Source organism: Collinsella sp. AM34-10, from assembly GCF_003469185.1.
In the GTDB taxonomy this organism is placed as follows: Bacteria; Actinomycetota; Coriobacteriia; order Coriobacteriales; family Coriobacteriaceae; genus Collinsella.
The window spans coordinates 154,897-176,330 of sequence record NZ_QSIL01000002.1 but is presented as its reverse complement, the minus strand read 5'-3'; the positions used below and the strand labels follow the sequence as shown (position 1 = coordinate 176,330).

At 61.2% G+C, this 21,434-nt stretch carries 17 protein-coding genes; 1 reads left to right on the top strand and 16 read right to left on the bottom strand.

Annotation, left to right across the window (positions count from 1 at the left end):
• Positions 1–96 precede the first annotated feature (96 nt).
• The 10 genes from DW823_RS02905 to DW823_RS02860 all read right to left on the bottom strand — a co-directional run bounded on the left by DW823_RS02905 (position 97) and on the right by DW823_RS02860 (position 11,411).
• Positions 97–1,467 (bottom strand): PTS transporter subunit EIIC, encoded by a 1,371-nt coding sequence (locus tag DW823_RS02905; protein WP_158567251.1) that lies wholly within the window; start codon positions 1,465–1,467, stop codon positions 97–99.
• 68 nt (positions 1,468–1,535) lie between these two features.
• The gene (locus tag DW823_RS02900; RefSeq protein ID WP_099432486.1) at positions 1,536–2,375 is read right to left on the bottom strand and encodes a PRD domain-containing protein; all 840 of its coding nucleotides are present in this window, start codon (positions 2,373–2,375) and stop codon (positions 1,536–1,538) included.
• Between the two features lie 198 nt (positions 2,376–2,573).
• Complete coding sequence (locus DW823_RS02895; protein ID WP_118080155.1) at positions 2,574–3,062, bottom strand: S-ribosylhomocysteine lyase; 489 nt, start codon at positions 3,060–3,062, stop codon at positions 2,574–2,576.
• A gap of 164 nt (positions 3,063–3,226) precedes the next feature.
• Positions 3,227–4,717 (bottom strand): glycerol kinase GlpK, encoded by a 1,491-nt coding sequence (locus DW823_RS02890; RefSeq protein ID WP_199574324.1) that lies wholly within the window; start codon positions 4,715–4,717, stop codon positions 3,227–3,229.
• A 56-nt stretch (positions 4,718–4,773) separates the two neighbouring features.
• Positions 4,774–5,715, bottom strand: a complete 942-nt coding sequence (locus DW823_RS02885) for a transketolase family protein (protein WP_118080150.1) — start codon at positions 5,713–5,715, stop codon at positions 4,774–4,776.
• Positions 5,708–6,544 carry a transketolase gene (locus tag DW823_RS02880; RefSeq protein ID WP_199574322.1) on the bottom strand — a complete coding sequence of 279 codons (837 nt, stop codon included), beginning with the start codon at positions 6,542–6,544 and terminating at the stop codon, positions 5,708–5,710. The genes DW823_RS02885 and DW823_RS02880 overlap by 8 nt, the downstream gene beginning before the upstream one ends.
• A gap of 2 nt (positions 6,545–6,546) precedes the next feature.
• Positions 6,547–7,947, bottom strand: coding sequence for an L-fucose/L-arabinose isomerase family protein (locus DW823_RS02875; RefSeq protein ID WP_118080148.1), 1,401 nt, complete (start codon positions 7,945–7,947; stop codon positions 6,547–6,549).
• A gap of 258 nt (positions 7,948–8,205) precedes the next feature.
• Entirely contained in the window at positions 8,206–9,216 is a 1,011-nt protein-coding gene (locus tag DW823_RS02870) for a LacI family DNA-binding transcriptional regulator (protein ID WP_199409446.1), read from the bottom strand.
• A gap of 227 nt (positions 9,217–9,443) precedes the next feature.
• The gene (locus DW823_RS02865; RefSeq protein WP_118080145.1) at positions 9,444–10,418 is read right to left on the bottom strand and encodes a nucleoside hydrolase; all 975 of its coding nucleotides are present in this window, start codon (positions 10,416–10,418) and stop codon (positions 9,444–9,446) included.
• A gap of 30 nt (positions 10,419–10,448) precedes the next feature.
• The gene (locus DW823_RS02860; RefSeq protein WP_118080304.1) at positions 10,449–11,411 is read right to left on the bottom strand and encodes a ribokinase; all 963 of its coding nucleotides are present in this window, start codon (positions 11,409–11,411) and stop codon (positions 10,449–10,451) included.
• Between the two features lie 187 nt (positions 11,412–11,598).
• Between DW823_RS02860 and DW823_RS02855 the strand changes: the two genes are divergently transcribed.
• Positions 11,599–13,842 (top strand): acyltransferase family protein, encoded by a 2,244-nt coding sequence (locus tag DW823_RS02855; protein WP_118080142.1) that lies wholly within the window; start codon positions 11,599–11,601, stop codon positions 13,840–13,842.
• 544 nt (positions 13,843–14,386) lie between these two features.
• Here DW823_RS02855 and DW823_RS02850 read toward each other — a convergent pair.
• From DW823_RS02850 to DW823_RS09890, 6 genes are all read right to left on the bottom strand, one after another.
• Positions 14,387–15,583, bottom strand: a complete 1,197-nt coding sequence (locus DW823_RS02850; RefSeq protein ID WP_118080302.1) for an Nramp family divalent metal transporter — start codon at positions 15,581–15,583, stop codon at positions 14,387–14,389.
• 74 nt (positions 15,584–15,657) lie between these two features.
• Complete coding sequence (locus tag DW823_RS02845; RefSeq protein WP_118080140.1) at positions 15,658–17,502, bottom strand: magnesium transporter; 1,845 nt, start codon at positions 17,500–17,502, stop codon at positions 15,658–15,660.
• A 320-nt stretch (positions 17,503–17,822) separates the two neighbouring features.
• A complete protein-coding gene (locus DW823_RS02840) occupies positions 17,823–19,229 on the bottom strand; it encodes a polysaccharide deacetylase family protein (protein ID WP_233542967.1) in 1,407 nt (468 codons plus the stop codon).
• 72 nt (positions 19,230–19,301) lie between these two features.
• Entirely contained in the window at positions 19,302–20,057 is a 756-nt protein-coding gene (locus DW823_RS02835) for a PRC-barrel domain containing protein (protein ID WP_118080138.1), read from the bottom strand.
• The gene (locus DW823_RS02830; RefSeq protein WP_118080297.1) at positions 20,057–20,446 is read right to left on the bottom strand and encodes a YtxH domain-containing protein; all 390 of its coding nucleotides are present in this window, start codon (positions 20,444–20,446) and stop codon (positions 20,057–20,059) included. The genes DW823_RS02835 and DW823_RS02830 overlap by 1 nt, the downstream gene beginning before the upstream one ends.
• Positions 20,447–20,582: 136 nt before the next feature.
• Positions 20,583–21,428 (bottom strand): hypothetical protein, encoded by an 846-nt coding sequence (locus DW823_RS09890; protein WP_233542966.1) that lies wholly within the window; start codon positions 21,426–21,428, stop codon positions 20,583–20,585.
• Positions 21,429–21,434: the final 6 nt, after the last annotated feature.

The following is a 21,434-nucleotide window of genomic DNA, read 5'->3' as shown; positions in this document are numbered from 1 at the left end:
CTCCAAAAATGAGGGTGGGCTCGCGTGAATCAACGGCAAGCCCACCACATGCAATCTGCCGCGGGGTTTTCGGCAGCTTACATCCCGAATAATTGTCTACTCCACTACCGCCTCTTCATCAGGGCGATACAGGATGTAAACGAGAACGAAGTTAAGAATTAAACCGACGACATTGCAAAGAATTGCGCCGATGAGGCTGCTCATATCACCAGAAGGATCCATATAACCGGGGAAGCTAAAAATGCCGCTCGACGTCATAACGAACGTACAGGTGTTGAAAATCGCCGGGATAACAGCACTGATTGCTCCGGCGACCATGGAAGCGATAATGATCTTCTTGTGCACCAAGATGATGCCGTACAGCGCCGGTTCCGTAATCCCGAAAAAGCCCGTAATGGCACAGCTGAACCCAAGACTCTTTTCACTCGGGTCCTTCGAGCGGAGGGCAAACGCCAAACAAGCGCCGACAACACCCATGCTGCAGCAGAGAAGTCCAAGGATAGGATCGGAGCCGACAGTCATAATATTGTTGATGGAAAGCACGATCAGGGCCCAATGGAGTCCAAGGGGGATCATAACGAGACCGAATATCGGCCCGAGAATAACGCCGCAAAGGACGGGGCTGAACTGATAGACCGCCAGCACTGCAGCCGCAAGCAAAGAGCTCGCCTGCTGAATAACGGGGCCGATCACAAGGAGAGAGACGGGGGCGGCAACAGCAACCGTCAGGAACGGGACGAGCGCAAATGCCACAACATCGGGAAGAACCGCCCGCAGCCACTTATTAAGAACGGATGCGAACCAAGCCGCCACGATAGCAGGAAACACCGTGGAGGAATAGCTCACCATTGTGAACTTCATGCCGAGCAAATCCAGCGCATCGCCCGCTCCGGCCGCAGCAACGAAAGTCGGATAAACCAGGATTGCGCCGAGTACCGCACCGATATATCGATCGGTTCCAAAGAACTGAGCAGCAGATGATCCGACAAGAACGGGCAGGAAATACATGCAGGCATTTCCCATGCCGTACAGCAGAGTGTATATTCCGCTCTCGGCGGAAACAGCACCCGCCGTTGTCAGAATGCTAAGGATGGCGTTTATCATTCCGCATGCGATCAAGGCAGGAAGAACGGGCATCATGATGCCGCTGATGAACTTCATTAGCTTTCCCAGAAAGCCCTTAGTCTCTCCTTCGCTTGCCTCGGAATCTCCGGCGTCAATCCCGGTTTCCTTGGCAACGATTTCATAGACCTTATCGACCTTAGGTCCCACAATCACCTGATATTGCCCCGCGGAATGGCGAATGTCGATCACGCCATCAATCGCCTTGACTTTTGCATCGTCTACGATGCTTTCGTCCTTAAGGTTGAACCTTAAACGAGTCATGCAGTGAGCTACAAATGTAACGTTGTCTGCGCCGCCCACCATCTCGAGAATCTCGGCAGCGAGCTTGGTTGTATCTGCCATAAATACCATTTCTCCCATGTTGAGTTTTATATGTAACCATCAGCAAAGCGCGCGCCTTTGCCAACTAATTACCTTGTTTTCGATGCAATTCGATTGATGTGCATCATGAGGTAGAGTCTTTCTTCGTCTATAAGTTCCCGCCCCGTCAGTCGGCTGAGAACAGAAGCAATATCATCGGCGCACATTGATGCCACCGGATATTCTTTTTTGAGCGAGAGGTACATCTTGCGGTTGTCGCTCACGATGCTTTCGCCAGAGTTCAACCTATTGAATAAGTACTGAAGATGGGTTGCGAACCTTGCGTAATCGAAACCTTCCCGATCAACTTGAATGCCAAGCCGATTTTCAACAGCAACGGTTGACTCCTCCAGAACACGATCGTAGATATCCGCGCTAAACTCTTTAACTACTTCGCATGAGTCCGAATCGGCCATGTTATTGATAAACGCCATGGCAATTCCAACTGCCTCATGAGCTGGAAGCCTAACGTTAAGACGTTTCCTGATTATCCTAAGTGCATACTCGCCGATTTTAAATTCGACGGGATATTGTTGGCGGACATCAAACGATAAAGGCATGCGGACAACGATATTTTGCTCTTTGCGCTTAACCGCATACGCGATATGGTCCGCAAGGATAAACGGCAAATTAGGGCTCACCTCATAAGGCAGCAAACCTGTCGACATATCAATAACATCCGAGGTAAGCTCGAGAAGCTCGTCGGGGACCTCGTCAACGAGAGCGATGTAGCGAGAGCTAACGTTATAAAACGTTCGTTGAATCTCCGAAAGAGGGACCTCGTCTCCGACATTCTTGAACCCCAGACCACGGCCGAATGCAACCAACTGTCTGCCATTTCCATCGACGCAGAGGACAGCGCTGGTATTAATTCGTTTAACAATTTCCATGTGCCCCCCTAAACAGAACAAGGCTCCCGAAGCAGAATCCGACAATCAATGTCAACAGATGCTGCTTCAGGAGCCTTGCCTGAATATCACTCTGAGAACTAGTTTAAGCGAGCTAGTGCTAATGACCTCGAATAAACACTTCTAAACAGTTAAACGGTCGATATCTCCGTGTGAACGGTTTGGAGGCAGAGGGCGGCCCTATGCCTGCTGATAGTGCAGGTGCTTCTCGTCGATATCGGCCAGATCGCGGTCGAGATAACGGTGCGCGAGCCAGTTTGCCATGGGGAGGTTCTGGTCCAGATAGTTACCGCACTCCTCGGGAGCGGCACCGGGGACATCGCCCTCAAAGCCGGCGACAAACTCGAACAGCTCACGCACGAGCGGCAAGATCTCCTCACTCGTCACCTCGCCAAAAACGACGAGGTAAAAGCCCGTGCGGCAGCCCATGGGGCCAAAGTAGACAATGCGGCTCGACCACTCGGCATGGTTGCGAAGGAACGTCGCGCCCAGGTGCTCGATGGTGTGGCACTCGGCCGTGTTCATGACCGGCTCCTTATTGGGCGTGGTCAGGCGCAGGTCAAAGGTGGTGACGGCGGCGCCGGTCGCCGGATCGCGGTCGATGCGACTCACATACACGCCGGGCTCAAGCAGCAGATGGTCAACGGAAAAACTCGCGATGCGCTCCATGGCAGATCCTCTCGGTAGTCAATTTAGGACGGGGCTCTTTTAGCTGGTTCGAATGATCGCACCAATCATACCAGTCAAAAAAGCCCCGTCCCAAATGAGCTGCCCGGGACGGGGATCAATGAGTGTTTAATCCCCAGAAAAATCCTTGAGTGCCGCGCAGCCGCCTAGGCAGTGTATGCAATTGTTGATTTGACGGCATGGCGCCAGCCGGCGATCTTTTTGGCTCGTTCGTCGGCAGACATGGCAGGCTCCACGATGCCGCGGGCGCCGTAGACGTCAACGACGTCGCGCGTGTACATGCCCAGCGCAATGCCGCAGGCCCAGGCCGCGCCCAGACCGCTCATCTCGTCGTTGCTCGCAATGCGGATGGGCGAGCCGACCAAGTCGCTCTCAAACTGCATCAGGTACGCATCGCGCGTGGGACCGCCATCAACACGAAGCTCGGAAAGCGCCGCGCCCGAATCCTCGACCATCGCATCGATCACGTCGAAAATCTGGTAGGCGATCGACTCGTCGGCGGCCTTCACGAACTCCGCGCGGCCCGTGGTGCGTGTCATGCCAAAAACGCAGCCCTCGGCGTCACTCGCCCAGTGCGGCGCACCCAAGCCGGTGAACGCCGGCACAAAGTAGACGCGGCTCGCCGGGTTGGCGGCGTAGCACAGGTCGGTGACTTCCTCGGGATTGTTGATGAGCTCCAGGTCGTCGCGCAGCCACGTCTTGACGGCGCCGGCGTAGCTCACGTTGCCCTCGAGCACATACTCGGTCACGCCGTCCATACGCCACGCAAGCGAGCTCGAAAGCCCGTGCGAGCTGGCAACGAACTCGTCGCCAACGTTCATCATGACCGAGCTGCCGGTGCCATAGGTCGCCTTGGCCATGCCGCGGCTGTGGCAGCCCTGGGCAAACAAGGCGGCATGGCTGTCGCCGAGTACGCCGTGAATGGGCACGGTCGCCGGCAAAAAGCCGCCCAGGTCCGTCATGCCGAACAGGCCATCGGAATCGGTCACCTGCGGCAGGCAGGCCGGATCGACGCCAAAGGCCTCGCACACCGGCTCGCTCCAGCAGCCACGGCGCAGGTCGAAGAGCTGCGTGCGGCTGGCATTGGACCAGTCGCAGCGGAACTCCGCGCCGCCCGTGAGCGTCCAGACCACCCAGGCATCGATGGTGCCCAGACACAGTTCGCCTGCCGCCGCGGCCTCGGCAGCCGCGGGAACGTTCGCGAGAATCCAAGCCATCTTGCCCGCCGGATAGTAGGGCGAGAGTACCAGACCCGTCGTGTCGCGCACCAGCTCGGCCACACCCTCGCGCGCGGCCAGCTCGTCGCACAGCTCGCGGGCGCGGGCGCACTGCCACACCACGGCGTCGCACAGCGGCTCGCCCGTCGTGCGCCTCCAGGCAACAGTGGTCTCGCGCTGGTTGGAGATGCCGATGCCGGCGATGTCGGCCGGATCGACCCCGGTCTCCTCCACCACGGCACGCGCCACGGCCAGCACGTTGGCGGCGATCTCGGCCGGATCATGGCTCACCCAGCCGGCCTCGCTGACAATCTGGCGATGCGAGCGATCGGCACGATGGATTAGATGGCCGCCCTCGTCCACCAGCAGCGCCTTCGTGCCCTGCGTGGACTGGTCGATACCGATGATGTAGCGGCCCATGGCCACCCCTTTCAAAACGAATGTGACAAAGGGACTGTCCCTTTGTCACATTCCAGTTACTCTGCGGGCAGGAACTCGGCGACCGTCTTGGCGATTCCCTCGCCCGTCAGGCCGTAGTGCGCAAAGACCTCGGGGCTCGTGCCGGTGATGACCGGCGCATCGGGCAGGGAGAGGCACTTGACCGGACGCGGGCAATGCTCACCCACGACCTGCGCGACCATGGAACCCAGGCCGCCAAAGGGACTGTGCTCCTCGACGGTCACGACGGCACGCGTGGTACCGGCGGCCTCGATCACGGCCTCGGCGTCGAGCGGCTTGACGCAGTACATGTCGAGCACCGTTGCCGAGATTCCCTGCTCGGCCAGCAGATCGGCGGCGTCCACGGCATGGCGAACCATCTCACCGGTGGCGACAAGCGTCACATCGGTGCCGCGACGCACCCAGGTGGCGCGATCCATCTGGAACGGACACTCGTCCTCGGTATACACGTCCTCGACCGGGTTGCGGCCCACGCGGATGTAGGCCGGTTTGTTGTCGGCAACCAGGGCGCGCACGAGCTCGGCGGTCTGGAAGCGATCGCTCGGCAGATATACGCGCATGTTGGGAATCGCGCTCATGGCGGCGATATCCTGCGCGGAGTGATGGCTCATACCGAGGGCGCCATAGGAAACGCCGCCCGAGATGCCGATGAGCTTGACGTTGGTGTTGGAGTACGAAACGTCGACCTTGCACTGCTCATACGAGCGCGTGGTCACAAAGGACGCCGGCGAGGCGGCCCAGGCCTTCTTGCCGCACGAGGCCATACCGGCGGCGATACTCACCAGGTCCTGCTCGGCGATGCCGACCTCAATGGACTGCTGGGGATACTGATCGAAGAACGGCGTGAGCGATGCGGAGCCGCGGGAGTCGGAGCACAGGACGACGATGTCTTTATCGGTTGCGGCGGCCTCGAGCAGCGTGTCGCAGATAACCTTGCGGTTGGCGATCTTGTTAGCCATTGATAGCCTCCTTATGGGCAGCGAAATCGGCGATGATCTGGGCATATTCCTCATCGTTGGGCAGATGATGATGCCAGGAGGCCTTGTCCTCCATAACCGGCGAGCCGTAGCCCTTCACCGTGTTGAGGATGATGACCGTGGGCTTACCCTTGGTCTCGGCGGCCAGCGTCAGCGCGGCGTCGATGGCCTGGACGTCGTTGCCCGGAATGGACAGCACGTTCCAACCGAAGGCGGCCCAGCGCTCCTCCTGCGAATCCTGCTTCATGACGTCCTCGGTGCTACCGCTGATCTGCAGGCGGTTGCGGTCCACGAGCGCGCACAGGTTATCGAGCCGGTAATTGCCGCCGCTCATGGCGCCCTCCCAGACCGAGCCCTCGGCAAGCTCGCCGTCGCCCATGATGGTGTAGACGCGGTAGTCGCGGCCGTCCATCTTGCCGGCAAGCGCCATGCCCACGGCCACGGGCAGGCCATGGCCCAGCGAGCCCGAGTTCATCTCGATGCCCTTGAGCTTGTTGTTGGGATGGCCGATGTAGGGGCTGCCGAACTTGGAGAAGCGGGCCTTGACGTCATCGAGGTCCAGATAGCCCTCGTGGCAGAGCACCGCATAGTAGGCCTCCATTGCGTGGCCCTTGGAGAGCACGAAGCGATCGCGGTTGGGATCGTCGACGGTCTCGGGCGAAATGTTGAGATGGTTGGCGTAGAGGGTCATGAGGGCATCGATCACCGACATGTCGCCGCCGATATGGCCGCCGGCGCCAGCCATGATGATATCGACGCAATCGCGGCGAAGGTCCCAACGCAGGGATTCAAGCTCTTCGATAGTTGCCATTTCTACTCTCCTCGCAGGTAGGCTTTGACGTCTTCTTCAATCGGGTCGTATAAGTCGGGGGCAATGCCGATGTACTTGCACGCCTCGTAGAGCACCGGCACCACGTTGGCGTGAATGGCGACGCAGTGGTGGATGTAGGGACCCTCGACGATCTTGGCCTCGAGGCGCTTGAGGTTGTCGACCTCGACCCACAGGTAAGTGCCCATGCCGGCCGGGCCGTCGATGCCGCGGGCGTTGCCCAGCAGCAGCGAGTACTCGCCGTTGTCGCCGTCAAAGCGGGCAAGGGTGAGGTCGCCGTGCTTGGCCTCGGCCGTCAGCGCGCCGGGGTGATCGAAGGCCAGCGGGTAGGTGAGCTTGGGCTTGACGGCCGCGCAGCTGCAGGGCCAGGGGCCGCAGTGCTGCAGCAGCTCGCCGTTCTCGTTATCGGGATGACGCACGGTCCAGTCGGCGAACATGCCGCGGTGACGGCCCAGGTCGGCGGCTTCGACCATCAGTGCGGTGATGGCGCCGTGGATATCTGTCTCGCATACGATGGGGATACCCATCTCGTTGAGGATGGCGTTGGCGGCGCAGGGCATAATGCCCAACTCGTCCTGCAGGGCGTTCCAGCACTGGATGGCACCGGCGTTGCAACCGTACTTCTCGACCAGGCGCTTCATGGCGATGGCAAGACCGGCAACCGCGGGAACCTTATCCTCGGGGATGCAGATCTCAAAGCTGTCGGCAATGTGGGCGAGCATGGCTGCCATGGCCTGCTCGTCGGCCTGGGCGTCGCGCACGGCCTGGACAAGCTCGGTCATGGGGATGGGCGAAAGCTGGATGTTGAACTTCTCGAGCAGCTCGCCCTCGTTGCACATGGTCGACCAGAAGTCGAACGGACGGGTGGCCATCTGCAGAATACGGGTGTGCTTGAAGGTCTTGACCACGTTGCACACGGCCAAAAAGTCCCAGACGCCGCGCTCGAACTCGGGATCGGTCAGGCGGCAGTTGGTCATGTAGGTGAAGGGAACCTGGAAGCGGCGCAGGACCTTGCCGGTGGCGAACAGGCCGCACTGGCTATCGCGCAGGCGGGTGCCGTCGGGCTCGGGGCGCTCGTCGCGCGGGCCCCACAGCAGCACGGGCAGACCGAGCTCGCGGGCAAGGCGGGCGCAGACGTACTCGGTACCAAAGTTGGCGTGGCACAGCATGATGCCGTCGACGCCCTCGGCGCGGAACTTCTCGATGATAGGCGCGATATGGCTGTCGTCGAACAGCAGGCCCTCGTCGTTGATGTCGTCGATATCCACAATGTCGACGCCGATCTCGCGCAGGCGATCAGCCGTCAGCCCGCGATACTTGATCGCATCCGGCGCGCTAAAGATGCTGCGGCGCGTGGGCACAAAACCGAGCTTGATCTTATCCATGTACGTCCTCCCCTAATCACATGTTCAGTAAACAGATGCGTGTTTCGTTTTGTTCTGTTTACTAAATGTTTTACTCTTTTGTTTAATAGTCTAGCGCGAAAGTCCCGTAAACGGTAGAGAAATCAGCCTAAACGGTATGTAAACAAACTGAACATACAAGGGAAACAAAAAGAGGGCCCCGAAGGACCCTCTCTTAGTAGCGTTAGATATGGCTGCCTTAGCGAGCTTTGCCGCCCTGCGCCCCGGCGTTTTCTTCGCCTAGATCTCGCACACGCTCTGGCGCTCGACAAAGTAGGTCGACACGGCCGTCTTGCAGGTATAGCTCTTGGGGTTGCGGATGTTGCCCACCAGGCGACGCACCGCGATCTCGCCCACCTCGTGCTTGGGAACATGCACCGTGGTGAGCGGCGGGTTGGAGAAGGCGCCCAAAGACAGGTCGTCAAAGCCGATGATCGAGACATCCTCGGGCACGCGAATACCGTGCTCGTTGAACGCGCGCATGGCGCCCACGGCGAGCACGTCGTTCTCGGCAAAGAAAGCCGTCGGCAGATCGTCGCGCGAGACGTTGTCGAGCCACACGCCCATGTCGTGATAAGCGCCCTCGAGCGTGGTACCCAGCGTGACGTGCCATGCCGGGTTGGCCTCAAGATCCGCGTCCTCAAGCGCTTGGCGATAGCCGCGCTCGCGGTCCTTAAAGTTGCGGATCCGAAGGTCGCCCGCCAGATAGCCGATTTGCCTGTGGCCTTTCTCGATAAGGTAATCCACGGCACGCAGCACCGAATCGGTGTTGGCGATGACTACGGCATCGAAGTACTGGCGATCGCTCCAGCCGTCGAGCACAATCAGGTGGGCGGCAGCGTCGGCGAACAGGGCGTAGTCCTCCTCGCCCAGCTCGGTACCCATCAGCACGATGGCGGCCGACGGGTCGGCGATCAGGCCCTCGACCTGCGGGCGCACGGCGTCCAGGTCGCTAAAGTCGAGCGAGACAAAGCTCGTGCTCATGCCGTGGCGACGCGCCTGGCGCTCCACGCCCTCGATGACCGCGGGATGGAAGGTGCTCTCGTCCAGGATGGCGCCCGTCTTGCGCGCAAGCACAAACTGGATGCTCTCGAGCTGCGTCGACTGCTGATAGCCAAGCGACTGCGCGCACTCCAGGATGACCTTGGCGGTCTCCTCGCTCACGCTGCGCTTGCGGTTGAGCGCGTTGGACACGGTTGCGGGCGAAAAGCCGGTAATGCGGCTGATCTCGCGGACGCTTGCTTTAGCCATCGTTCCCCCTAGCATCGGTCGCGGCCGAGCATCGTGGCTTGACCGCCCCGTGGCTCGGCAACTAAACGACCGCAAATTCAATCTAAACAGAATAGTAAATGTTTAATAGCTAGTTTAGCCTGTTGTCAAGCGAAGTGGCACGACTATTCCCCCAACGGGCACATTTAGTCGGTAGCTAAAAAAGCCCCGTCCCAAATTGACTACATGGGGCGGGGCGTGAAAAACATTTAGCCCAGGACGCGGGCCATACGCGCCTTGAACTCGGACAGAAAGCGCGGGGCGTCGACGGTCAGCGCCACGAGTGCGCTCTTGTCGGGGTCGGCCACACGGCGCTCGTCACAGATGGTGCGGCCGCGATACTCGCCCAGCAGGTCGACGCGCAGGTTACAGCCGAGCGCGCCCACGAGCGTGGGGTCGATCGCCACGGCGACGGCAAGCGGATCGTGCAGCGCGCAGCCACCCAGGTAGGGGGCGTTCATCTCGTACGAGCCAATGTAGTGCTCCACCATGCTCGCAAACGCGCAACCGGCCATGGTGCCCGAGCCCGTCCAGCCGGCAATGTCGCGACGCGTGAGCACCACGCGATGCGTCACATCCAGCCCCACCATAGTGAGCTTGCGGCCCGAACGCAGCACGGCATCGGCCGCCTCGGGATCACTTGCCATGTTGGCCTCGGCGCCCGCGCTCACGTTTCCGGGCACGGTAAGCGCACCGCCCATCACAACCACACGACCGATAGACATCATCGCCGCCGTATCTCGCTCCAGGGCAAGGGCCAGGTTGGAGAGCGGGCCGGTCGCCACGTAGATCAGATCGGGGCCATAGGTGCGCGCGGCATCAATCAGGTAATCGACCGCCGCGTTACCGTCGGCCGACGTCGCCCCCACCGGCTCGTACGGCGATGCGGGCACGCTTGCGCCGCCAATGCCGTTCTTGCCGTGAATGAGCGTGGTGGACGCCGGCGGTGTATAGGGCTCAGTCGCCTTAATGGGACGATCGGCGCCCAGGTACACCGGCACCTCGGGACGACCCAACAGGTCGAGCACCGCCAGGCAGTTGTGCGCCGATTGCTCGACGCGCACGTTGCCAAAGCACGTGGTGATGCCCACGAGCTCCACCTCGGGGCTCGCGATGGCATAGGCCAGCGCCATCGCATCGTCCACACCCATATCCAGATCAAGGATCAGCTTCTTGGTTGCCATTGTTCTACTCCGCTTCTCCGTCTTTATCGTTTAACCAAACCAATGTTCAACTTCGGCGCGCGTGGGAATCGATTGCTGAGCGCCCAGGCGCGACACCGTTACCGCCGAGGCGCGAGCACCCGCGGCCATGCACTCAAAGAGCGGCAAGCCCTCTAGGCGAGCCGCCGCCAACGCGCCGATAAACGTATCGCCGGCCGCCGTGGTGTCGACCACCGAGCTCGAAAGCGCCGGCATGCGCAGCGGCTCACCGCCATCGCCGAGCGTAACCGAGCCGGCGCCGCCCAACGTGATGACCGCAGCCCCGGCGCCCTTGTCGAGCAGCGCATTGAGCGCGGCGACGCAACTCGCATCATCCGTGGGCAGAATGCCCGTCAGTACCTGGCACTCGGTCTCGTTGGGGCAGACCAGGTCGACCGCTGGCCACGCTCCTGCCGGCAGGTCGCAGGCGGGCGCCGGGTTAAAGATCGTATAGAACCCCAGCTCGTGAGCGCAAGCAAGCGCCCCGGCCGTCGCCGCAAGGTCACATTCGCCCTGGGCGATAAAGACGCCGCCAGCAGCCGGGGCAATCTCGCTGGCATCGCCGTCGAGCTCGTCGGCCACCAAGCGCCTCAGTGCGCGGGCAACGTCCTCGCCCGCAAGCGCATGGTTGGCGCCCGGCGACAGCACGATGCGGTTGTCGCTCTCACAGCGAATGATAGTCGCAGTACCGGTCTCCACGTCGTCGAGACGTGTCACGGACTCAACGCCCACGCCGGCATCTTGGAGCCCTGCCACAAGCGCATCGCCAAAGGTATCGCGCCCAACAGCGCCGATCATGCACGTGCGCGCACCCATGCGCGCAGCGGCAACGGCCTGATTGGCTCCCTTACCGCCGGCGTTGGTGATAAAACCGCTGCCATCGACCGTCTCGCCCGCGCGCGGCATGCGCTCGCACGCCACCGAAAGGTCCATGTTCATGCTGCCGAACACCGCAACGATGCTGTGATCCGCCATGGAAACCTCCTCGTCTTCAGGCTTTGCGCCCACCATCGACCAACGATTGTGCACTCTCGCACCCCCTATAACTTTAGTCCACTTTGATGTGGACGCGCGCTTGAGGTTGCGCCAGCAGCAAGCATTCACAGGAGCAGGCAGCTACAATGAATATGTGCCGATTATTCTCGTCATTGGATGATGTTTTATGGAGCAATTCCCACAATCGAGCCCACGCGGCCCGCGCCGCGCGCCTGATAACCAGGCGCCGCACGAACGCCCGCACGCCGACCGCCGCACCGGCGAGTCGCGACGCGGCCCGAGCCCGCATCGAACGCCCACCAACAAGGGTGCCTATGCAGCCAAGACCAACACCGGCGCCACACGCTCGTCCGCTACCGACCAGCAGGCGACCGCTCGCCCCAAATCTCGTTACATTCCTGCGCTCGACGGTCTGCGTACGCTCGCCGTCGTCGCGGTGGTGCTCTATCACCTCAACCTCACGTGGGCCCAGGGCGGCCTGCTCGGCGTCACGATCTTCTTCGTGCTTTCGGGCTATCTGATCACGCGCTTGCTGCTCAACGAAGTCGCCAAGACCGGCCGCATCGACCTTAAGAGCTTCTGGATTCGCCGCATCCGTCGCCTGGTCCCTGCCGTGGTAACGGTAGTGTTCGTGACCTGCGCGCTGTGCACCATCTTTAACCACGTGATGTTCACCAAGATGCGCCCCGACATCCTGCCGTCGCTGCTGTTCTTCAACAACTGGTGGCAGATTGCCCAAAACGTCTCGTACTTCAATGCTCTGGGCGACCCCTCGCCGCTCACGCACTTTTGGTCGCTTGCCATCGAGGAACAGTTCTACCTGATTTGGCCGCCACTGCTGTTTGCCATGGTATCCATGCATGTGAGCAAGCCCAACACGCGCCGCGTGGTTCTGGGCCTTGCCGCGGTATCTGCCCTCGCCATGATGGTGCTTTACAATCCCGCCGCCGACCCCAGCCGCGTGTACTACGGCACCGACACCCGCGTGTTCTCGCTACTGCTTGGTGCCTGGATGGCCTTTATCCCCGATCGCGACCTGGCGCCGGTGCGTCTCGCACATCGTTTGGGGCTCAATCGTCTGGCTGGCGCCGCCAAGCACGGCAAGAACGCCGAGGGCAAGCCCGGCGAGAAGGCCGACGAATCAGCCGATACTGCCCCGGCACAGCCGAGTGCCCTCGTGCGCTTTTGGTCCTCGCCCGCATCCATCGATGTGTTGGGCGTCGTGGGTCTGGTTGGCCTTGCCGCCATGGTCGCGCTCACCAACGGCTACACCGCGTTCCAGTATCGCGGCGGCACGCTGTTGTGCTCCATCCTCACGCTCATGGTCATCGCGGCCTGCGTGCAGCCCCAGGGAATGGTTGCCCGCGCGCTGTCCGCCGAGCCGCTCGTGTGGGTCGGCAAGCGTTCGTACAGCATCTACCTGTGGCACTATCCGCTGCTGTTGCTCATGAACCCGGTCGCCAACATCAACGATACGCCCTGGTGGCAGTACATTTTGCAGGTGCTGCTGGTGGTCGCCGTAGCCGAGTGCTCCTATCGCTTTATCGAAACGCCGTTTAGGAAGGGCGCCTTCGGCCGTACCGTCGCCGAATTCCGCGATGGCACCACCACGCCCGCCAACTGGGCACGCGCGCACGTCCCTGTCTGCGCAGTCTGCGCTGTCGTGCTGGTCGTTACACTGGGCGGCCTGATCTTTGTGCCCGAGACGTCTGCGCTGAGCGGTGAGGGCGCCGAAGTTCTGAACAAGGAAGCCAAAAACACCGCGCCCACCGACCAACAGGCGGCCGACGACACCGACAAGGACAACGACGGCTTCCCCGATGGCTCCTACGACCTGTTGATGATCGGTGACTCCGTGTCGCTGCGCGCCGTTGATTCCTTTGACGGCGTGTTCCCGCACAGCCATATCGATGCCGAAAAGGGCCGCCAGTTTGATGCGGGCCGCGCAACATTTGAGGGCTATATCCAGCAGAACCTTGCCGGCAAGATCGTGGTCTTTGCCCTGGGCACCAACGGTTTGGTAACGGACGCCCAGGTCGACGCGATCATGGCCGACGCCGGCGAGCAGCGCATTGTCGTGTTTGTAAACACGCGTAGCCCGCAGCCGTGGGTCGGGTCCACGAACCAGGCCATCGCCAACGCCGCCACGCGCTACAAGAATGTACGCGTTGTCGACTGGTACGGGTACAGCGCCAACCGCAACGACCTGTTCGACGGCGACGGCACGCACCTGTCGACCACCGGCGTGACCGAATACCTCAACCTGATCCACGATGCGGTCAAGAAAGACCTGCCCGTGCACCCCGAGGACCACGTCAACGATCCGCAGCCGGCAGCCGTCAAATCCGCCGCCGACGCACTCGTCAATGCCCTCGCCTACAAACCACACAAGCTGGGCACCGACAAGTAACACGCGGCCAAATCTGCTTCCACCCGCAGGGGGCGTCGGCCGTGGCCGACGCCCCCTGCGGCAGTTAGGGACGCTCCTTTTGCACCGGCACCTTGAGGCACTTCTGGCGCAGCCAATGAAGACCTCTAGAGATGAATTTCAAGCCGCTCCGCCGCTCCAGGCATCGTTTCCGCGCCTCGCGCCTGCCCCAAACAATCAAAACAAGCCCTTTTCGCCGCAACCTCAAAGGTCTGTGGGCAAAAAAGGGCAAATATGAGTACTGTTACCATTTTAGTAGCAGACAAAACCACCCAAAATGGCGTCCGAGCAACCCCTACAACCCCCTAAAGCAGCCAACCTGACTTGTTTAAGGTGTATTGGAGCCAATTTTAATGAACATACTATAGGTTATGTTCATTATCTTCTTGGCCGTAAATGTCATCAGTCTAGCAACAGTACTCATATTTGGCATTTTTTGCCCATCGTTATATAACTGACCCCCTGTAGCGGGCAAAAAAGAGGCCGCAGCCCATGGCCGCGGCCCGCTCGAAACCCAAAAGAGGCGCTACGCGCTGTAGCCCATCGCTTGCAGCACAAACATGACGACCGTCAGCACCGTAATCACGCCGATAGTCGCCCACGTGAGCACGTTCCACACGCGACCGTTGCGGTTGGCCCCCATAATGTGGCGATCCGCCGCGATAACCACCTGGAATACCAAAACTACGGGCAGCAGCACGCCGTTGATGACCTGCGAGGTCATCATAATCTGGAACAAATCGACGCCAGGCATGAGCACCAGCACGGCAGAAATGCCGATGATGGCCGTAATGATGCCGCGATAGACCGGGGCCTCGTCCCAACTGCGATCGGCGCCGCGCTCCCAACCAAATGCCTCGCAGATGGCACTCGACGTAACGCCCGGCAGCACGCAGGCAGCCAAAAAGCTCGCTGCGACCAGGCCCGAGGCAAACAACACCGTGGACCACTGGCCCGCGATAGGCTCCAATGCGCGGGCGGCATCGGCAGCGTCGCTAATCTGAATGCCTGCAGGGAACAACACCGTACCGGTCGTGATGATAATAAAGCCGGCGATGACATCGGCGGCAATCGAGCCGCTCACGGTGTCGATGCGCTGCAGCACGATATCGTCCTCGCCCGCATTCTTATCGACCACGTTGTTCTGCGCCAAGAAGATCATCCACGGCGCGATGGTGGTACCAATCGTTGCGACCACAAGCGACACGTAGCTGGGGTCATTTTGGATGTTGGGCACAACCAGGTCGACCGCCACCTCGCCCCAGCTGGGACCAGCCATAAATGCAGCGACAATGTAGGTCACAAACACGCAGCTCACCAGCAGCAGAATCTTCTCGATGCGCTGGAAGCTGCCCGACATGGTAAGCATCCAAACCAGCAGCGCCACCAGCGGCACCGAGATGCTCGCCGGCACACCAAAGAGGGCAAGGCCGCTCGCGATACCCGCAAACTCCGAAATGGTCACGGCCGTATTAGCGATCAGCAGCGCCGCCATGGCCAGCACGCTCCTGCGCACGCCAAAGCGCTCGCGGATGAGCGACGCCAGGCCCTTGCCTGTGACGCAGCCGCAACGCGCCGCAGTCTCCTGCGTCACGATAAGCAGCACGGTCATGACGGGAAGCATCCACAGCATCTTGTAGCCATAGCTGGCACCAGCGCTGGAATACGTGGCGATGCCGCCGGCGTCATTGCCCGAAAGCGCCGCCAGAAGGCCAGGGCCCATGGCGCCAAAGATGGCCGCGATGGTCAGCTTTTGCTTGGTGCTCGCCTTTTGCTTCGTGTTTTGCACGCGACCACCTAACCCATGACTGACATGGTGAGCAGAACCGCGGCGATGCAGTACGCCACACACGAGATCATGACGGCAATGACGTTCATGGCGGTGCCCGACGTATTGAGGTCGTGCTCGTCACGCCAGAACAGCACCATCAGGTAAATCACGGCGCTCATGTTGCCAATCAGGCAAACGATGGCCGCAATGTTAAAGCAGCCGGTAAAGAGCTGCTCTTCAAACATAGGCGCGTCGAGGAACGCGGCGGTGCGCACCAGCTGGGCGCACAGGTAGGTCACGAGCGACAGAATCAAGCCCATGCCCGTACTCTGGAAGAAGAACCCCAGATACGGCTTGGGCTCATCGTCATGGCCGTCGTACTCCAGGAAGTAGTTCTTGACGAACGACACCATACGCGAGGCAGCCAGCAGCACGAGCGGCATGGCGCACATGGGGAACACCACCAGATGCGCAGAGCCCAGCGCCGTCCCCAGCACTGTTGCCATGATGCACGAGGCAATACCCCACACGACAACCCAGTACTGGCGATGCACAAACCAGCTGAGCACATTCGTCGAGTCGTCGGACGCGCTATCGCCCGAACCGACGCCTGCGATCTGCAGGTCCTCCTGGTGCTCCTCGGCGATAACGTCCATGGCGTCGTCAAAGGTCACGATACCCAAGATGTGACGGTTCTCGTCGCAAACGGGGATGGCGACCAGGTCGTACTTGGTCATCTCGTCCGTTACGTCTTCCTGGTCATCGTCGGGCGACACATACACCAGGTCGCGATAGGCCAGCTGGCCCAGCGTGGCGTCGCGGTCGGCCACGATGAGCGTGCGCAGCGAAAGGACGCCGGTGAGCATACCGCTCGGGTCCTCGGTATAGACGTAGTAGACGCTCTCGAAGTCCTCGTCGAGCTTGCGGATCGCCTCGATGGCGTCACCGACCGTCGCCGTGGCGGGCAGGGAGACAAACTCCGAGGTCATGATGCGACCGGCAGTGTTGTCCTCATAGCCCAGCAGGTTACGAATCGCCTTCTCCTCCTGAACGCCCATCAGGCGAAGAAGCTTCTCGGCCTTCTCGTAATCGAGCTCGTCGATCAGGTCAGCGGCGTCGTCCGGGTCCATCATGGCCAGCATCGACGATGCGTCCGTATCGGACAGGCCCTCGAGCATCTCGGTCATAAGCTCGTCGTCATCGAACTCCGAGATGGCCTCGGCGGCCTGGGCGGTATCGAGCTGCGCGAACACCTGCGCACGCAGGCGCGGGTCGAGCTGTTCGATAATGTCGGCAATGTCGGCGGGGTGCAGCTCGCCGAGCGTCTTGTGCGACACCGACAGCTGGATGTTTTTAGTCGAACGATCGAGCAGGTCCATATAGGACCAGGCGATAATATCCTCGCCGAGCGGTTTGCCCAGGTGCTTCATAAAGCCCTCGACAACATGCTCAAGGGCGGGGCTGATCGCGCGCAGCAGACCGCGGGCGCCAACTTCGGCACCCAGCAGGCGCAGCTGATTTTCGCCCGACATGGAAAACTTGATGTCGTTCACGCGCACGACCTTCATGCCCTGCGTGTCGACGATCTGCTTGTTAAGCACGTCGCGAGCAAGTAAGAGTTCGGTCGGCTGCAAGTACGAAAAACGGATTTCGGTGGCCGGCGACTTAAGGTGTACACCCGTCTCGTCGATACGGTCGACCCATTTGCGCCAGCTGATCATAAACGGCGTCTTGCCGGGTCCGCGGAACGCGAGCGACGTCACGTGCGGAAAAACTTCGCCGGTAGCAATGCCAAAATCGTTCACAACGCCGAGCTTTTCGCCATCGACGTCCAAAACCGGCAGTTTGAGCATCTCACTCAGATAATTCACTGGTGCTCCCCATCATTATCCCTTCGGACTGCGACCATGCCGGCGCGCCGTCCGTGGACTATTAGATATGCATACGCATGCGCGGGCGGCACGCCGCTCGGCGCTCACACCCCGTACATGCGCAAGAAGCACCTGCATGGGGTCATCGACTGTATGGTCGAGGTTTGGATTTCACCTGCAACCTTTCTCTTGACCCTTGTTATCCGCAGTAACTATAGCATCAGCATCGCGCCGTGGCGTCAAATTTATGCTCCAAACATCGCAGGCATATCAAACGCTGACGCATCCGTGACATAGTCATTGGGGACGTTCTTACATGACTAGTCTGTGGTGTCGTCATCTTCGGCGAGCTGGGGGAACACGGCGTTTTTGGGCATGGCGGCCTTCGTCAGCGAGGTGAGCTTTTTGCTCAGCGATGTATCCGTCTTGACCAGATCGCTCAATGTCACGATTTTGTAGCCGTCGGCAATAAGCCCGTCGATAATCTGCGGCAGCGCCTCGAGCGTCTGCTCGGCACATTCATCGTTATCGGTCAGCAACACAATGTTGCCCGGCGTCACCGAATCGAGCACCGTCGAGACCTGCTCGTCGGCACCGTTGAGCAGCCAGTCGCCCGAATCGATATTCCACGAGACCACGGCAGACACCAGGTCCATCGCATCAATCCAGTTTTGCTCGTCAAAGGCTGCGTAGGGAGCACGCAAAAGCATCGTCGACGTTCCGGTCACGGACTTGATCGCCTCGGTGCCCTTCGAAACCTGCTCGCGCACCGCATCGCGGTCCTGGCCCTTGAGCGATTCGTCTCGGTAGCTGTTGGAGCCGACCTCGCAGCCAGCATCGACAATCGCCTTGGCCGTGGCGGGCGAGGCCTCGGCCGCATCACCCGACAGGAAGAACGTCGCGGTGACGCCCTTTTCCTTGAGCACCTGCAAGATCTGCTTGGTCGCTCCGCTCGGGCCCTCATCAAACGTCAGCGCCACGTACTTTTCGTTGCCCTTGGGCGCCACGCTCGCGCACTCGACCACGCAATCGGTGGCGGGCACGACCTCGCCGCGGTCCTGCGTCTTACCCGACTGCTCGCCGACCCACACCTCGGAGCGACCTTGGATGCCCCACGTCTTGACGTACTCGATAGCACCCGTGCCCTCGACCTTGAGCTTGGGCTCGATAACCGTCGCCTGGACCTCGTGCTTCTCATACGTGTCGCGGCCGTCCTTGACCGTCACCTTCTCGCCGCCCGTAAGCTCGCGGCTTTTCCACTTGCCCTGTTTTATGCGCTTGCCGTCCACCTTTACCGACAGCTTTTCGCCGCCATGGCGGGTTAGCACGCTGTCGTCAACGGCCAGCAGATCCCCGGCGTCGTAGGTATCGGTCAGCTCCTGATCGTCGATGAGATTTTGCAGCGTAGATCCGACGCGCACCGCAGTCTCCTGGCCGTTGAGGACGACATCCACGCTGCGGTTGACGTAGCCCACGACGGCAGCGATAAACAGCACGAGTGCGCAGCCCACGGCGATGAGCGCATAGGGCAGGCGAGACGGACGACGGGGCGTGCGGCCGCTGCCGATGCGAGCGCTTCGGTCGCTAAAGCCGCGGCTATGGTTGAGATACATCGCGCCGGGCTTACGGTGACGCTTGCGCTGACCGCTGGGCAACTGCCCCAGGTCGCGGCGCGCCGTCGGACGCGCACCCGAGCGCCCGTTTAAGTTAGATCCGTTTTGGCGCATGTGCCCTCCCCCATAAACGCAGCAAGCCGGAGCAACAGGTCTCCGGCTTGCCTCCCATCAATTGGTACGTCGCTATTTGCTAGCTTTTGACGAGCCCCCGCTCGCCTTTTGATATTCGTCCTTAAAGGCCTTGAACATACCGCGCGTCTTGCCGAGCTGCTTGCCCAGCGCGCGACTGCCCTTGTCCACGGCGACCGAACCCTTGTCATCGAGCACCTTAGCGCCCTTCTTGACCTTATCGCCCACCACGACGCTTGCCTCGGCGGCCTTGGCAGCCGCGCCGCCCGAATACCCGAGCGACTTGACCTCGTCCGAAACGATCATCGCGCCGTCCGCATAGCCGCGCAGCATCGTCGGCGGCATCTGCGTGTCGCCCACCAGCACACTCGAGGCAGTGCCAGTGGTCACATAGAATGTCTGCACGATACCCGAACGCGGCTTGAACTCCACATCCGAGCAATAGCCCACGACATCGCCCGACTCCGTGCGCACGTCCATGCCAACCCAGATAATGCAATCGTCCAGGTTGATGTCGAGGCGCTTGGCCGCAGCGGCATCGTAGGTGCCCTTGACGTCGTCAACTGCGATGGCGCCCTCGTAGACGCCAATGGCATCGAGCGCCACAAAGCGGTCGGGGCGCTCGATCATACCCGCGATATCGGACTGGCGAACCATAAAGCCCACCACGCGTGTGCCGCCCGGGGTAAAGACCGGAAAGTGAATCTTGCCGAGCTTTTTAGGGCTGCGCGGCGTGCCGTCTTTTTTAGTGCGCTTATCCTCGGTAGGCTTGCGATAGATCTTGGCGCCGACAAAATCCCCGGCGCGCATTATGCCTCGGTCGAAGGCTCCGCGGCCTCGGCGTCGGCCTCGACGGCGTTCTCGACCACGACATCGGCGGCGGGCGTCACGTTGCCGCCCGAGATGGCGTCGTTGAGCTGCTCTCGCAGCTGGTCCATGCGCTCGCGGGCAAGGTCAACCTTGGCACGCAGGTCATCGGTCTTGGCATCGACCATCGGGCCAAAATCGTTGACCGCAGCGCGGGCCTCCTCGGCACCGTGCTCGTAGGTGTCGCGCATGTTATCCCAGGCGTCGTTTGCGATATCGGCAGCCATGGCGCGGGTCTCGGCGCCCGAGCGCGGAGCCAGGGCAACGCCGATAATGGCGCCGGCGGCGGCACCGAAGAGCGCACCCGAGATAAAGTTGAAAGTCTTACCCATGTTCATTCCTCTCCTGCGGGCACCTCGGCGCCCACCGTTTGAATGCTGTCCATTATACCCGCAGCACAGCGCCTGCCGCTTTGCTCATCTGCGTACGGTAAAGGCGCAGGTACATGATGGTGATAAGCGGGTGAGCCTACTCCTGCGGCATGGCAGGCATGGCCACCGTGGCGGCCGGGTCCTCGCCGGCGCCGTCAACGAGCGGCAGCGCTCCCTCACGCGCAGGGGCAACCGGAGCCGTCGCCGCACCACCGTAGACGGCAGCGGGGGCCTCATGGCTCTCGGCGGTCGCGCCCTCGGTATCGATTACTTCCTGCGGCTCGTCGTCAAAGCTCGGGACGCCCTGGGGCTCCGCGGGCTCGACCTCGACGGCCTCCTCGGCAGGGGCATCGTTGACAGACTCGGCGGCAGCCTCGGCAGGCGCCTCGCCCTCGGTCGTGTCCCCGGCCTCGCCTTCGGCGTTCGCGGCGGCGACGGCCTCGTGCGGGTCCTTGCCCTCGGCCTCGGCGCGCATACCCAGCACCAGGTTGCGCAGGCCCGCGACCGTTCCTTCCACGTCGGGGGCAGGCTGGTCGGCGTGCAGGTACGCCCAGTCCATCATAAAGGTCGCCGAAGACAGCGCGCCGATGGCCAGCGCGTCGTCGGGACACGAAAGCTCGACCTCAAAGACACGCTCGTCGTGCTCGCTTACGCGGGTGCGGCCGCACGAAATGCTGCCAGCGAGACCGGTCTCGTTCATGAGCTCGACTGTCACGTGCTCCAGCAGATGGCAAAGCTCGGTCTGGCCCATGCAGTCCTGGAATTCGCGACCGGAATCGCCCAGGCACAGATGCTTGGCAATCGCGGGCACCAGGTAATACACGCGCGCCGTGGCCTCGATGTCCTCCGAGGTCATGAGCGGCATGCCGGGGTTCACCAGCACGTGCGCGCAGATCTTGTCCTCGCTGACGGTGACCTTAAGGATGTTGAACAGGCCTGCCATAACTCT

Bases quoted from the DNA above. Each gene is read 5' to 3' on its own strand.
- DW823_RS02905 (WP_158567251.1), bottom strand. From the start codon at position 1,467: ATGGCAGATACAACCAAGCTCGCTGCCGAGATTCTCGAGATGGTGGGC.
- DW823_RS02900 (WP_099432486.1), bottom strand. From the start codon at position 2,375: ATGGAAATTGTTAAACGAATTAATACCAGCGCTGTCCTCTGCGTCGAT.
- DW823_RS02895 (WP_118080155.1), bottom strand. From the start codon at position 3,062: ATGGAGCGCATCGCGAGTTTTTCCGTTGACCATCTGCTGCTTGAGCCC.
- DW823_RS02890 (WP_199574324.1), bottom strand. From the start codon at position 4,717: ATGGGCCGCTACATCATCGGTATCGACCAGTCCACGCAGGGCACGAAG.
- DW823_RS02885 (WP_118080150.1), bottom strand. From the start codon at position 5,715: ATGGCTAACAAGATCGCCAACCGCAAGGTTATCTGCGACACGCTGCTC.
- DW823_RS02880 (WP_199574322.1), bottom strand. From the start codon at position 6,544: ATGGCAACTATCGAAGAGCTTGAATCCCTGCGTTGGGACCTTCGCCGC.
- DW823_RS02875 (WP_118080148.1), bottom strand. From the start codon at position 7,947: ATGGATAAGATCAAGCTCGGTTTTGTGCCCACGCGCCGCAGCATCTTT.
- DW823_RS02870 (WP_199409446.1), bottom strand. From the start codon at position 9,216: ATGGCTAAAGCAAGCGTCCGCGAGATCAGCCGCATTACCGGCTTTTCG.
- DW823_RS02865 (WP_118080145.1), bottom strand. From the start codon at position 10,418: ATGGCAACCAAGAAGCTGATCCTTGATCTGGATATGGGTGTGGACGAT.
- DW823_RS02860 (WP_118080304.1), bottom strand. From the start codon at position 11,411: ATGGCGGATCACAGCATCGTTGCGGTGTTCGGCAGCATGAACATGGAC.
- DW823_RS02855 (WP_118080142.1), top strand. From the start codon at position 11,599: ATGGAGCAATTCCCACAATCGAGCCCACGCGGCCCGCGCCGCGCGCCT.
- DW823_RS02850 (WP_118080302.1), bottom strand. From the start codon at position 15,583: ATGGGCCCTGGCCTTCTGGCGGCGCTTTCGGGCAATGACGCCGGCGGC.
- DW823_RS02840 (WP_233542967.1), bottom strand. From the start codon at position 19,229: ATGCGCCAAAACGGATCTAACTTAAACGGGCGCTCGGGTGCGCGTCCG.
- DW823_RS02835 (WP_118080138.1), bottom strand. From the start codon at position 20,057: ATGCGCGCCGGGGATTTTGTCGGCGCCAAGATCTATCGCAAGCCTACC.
- DW823_RS02830 (WP_118080297.1), bottom strand. From the start codon at position 20,446: ATGGGTAAGACTTTCAACTTTATCTCGGGTGCGCTCTTCGGTGCCGCC.
- DW823_RS09890 (WP_233542966.1), bottom strand. From the start codon at position 21,428: ATGGCAGGCCTGTTCAACATCCTTAAGGTCACCGTCAGCGAGGACAAG.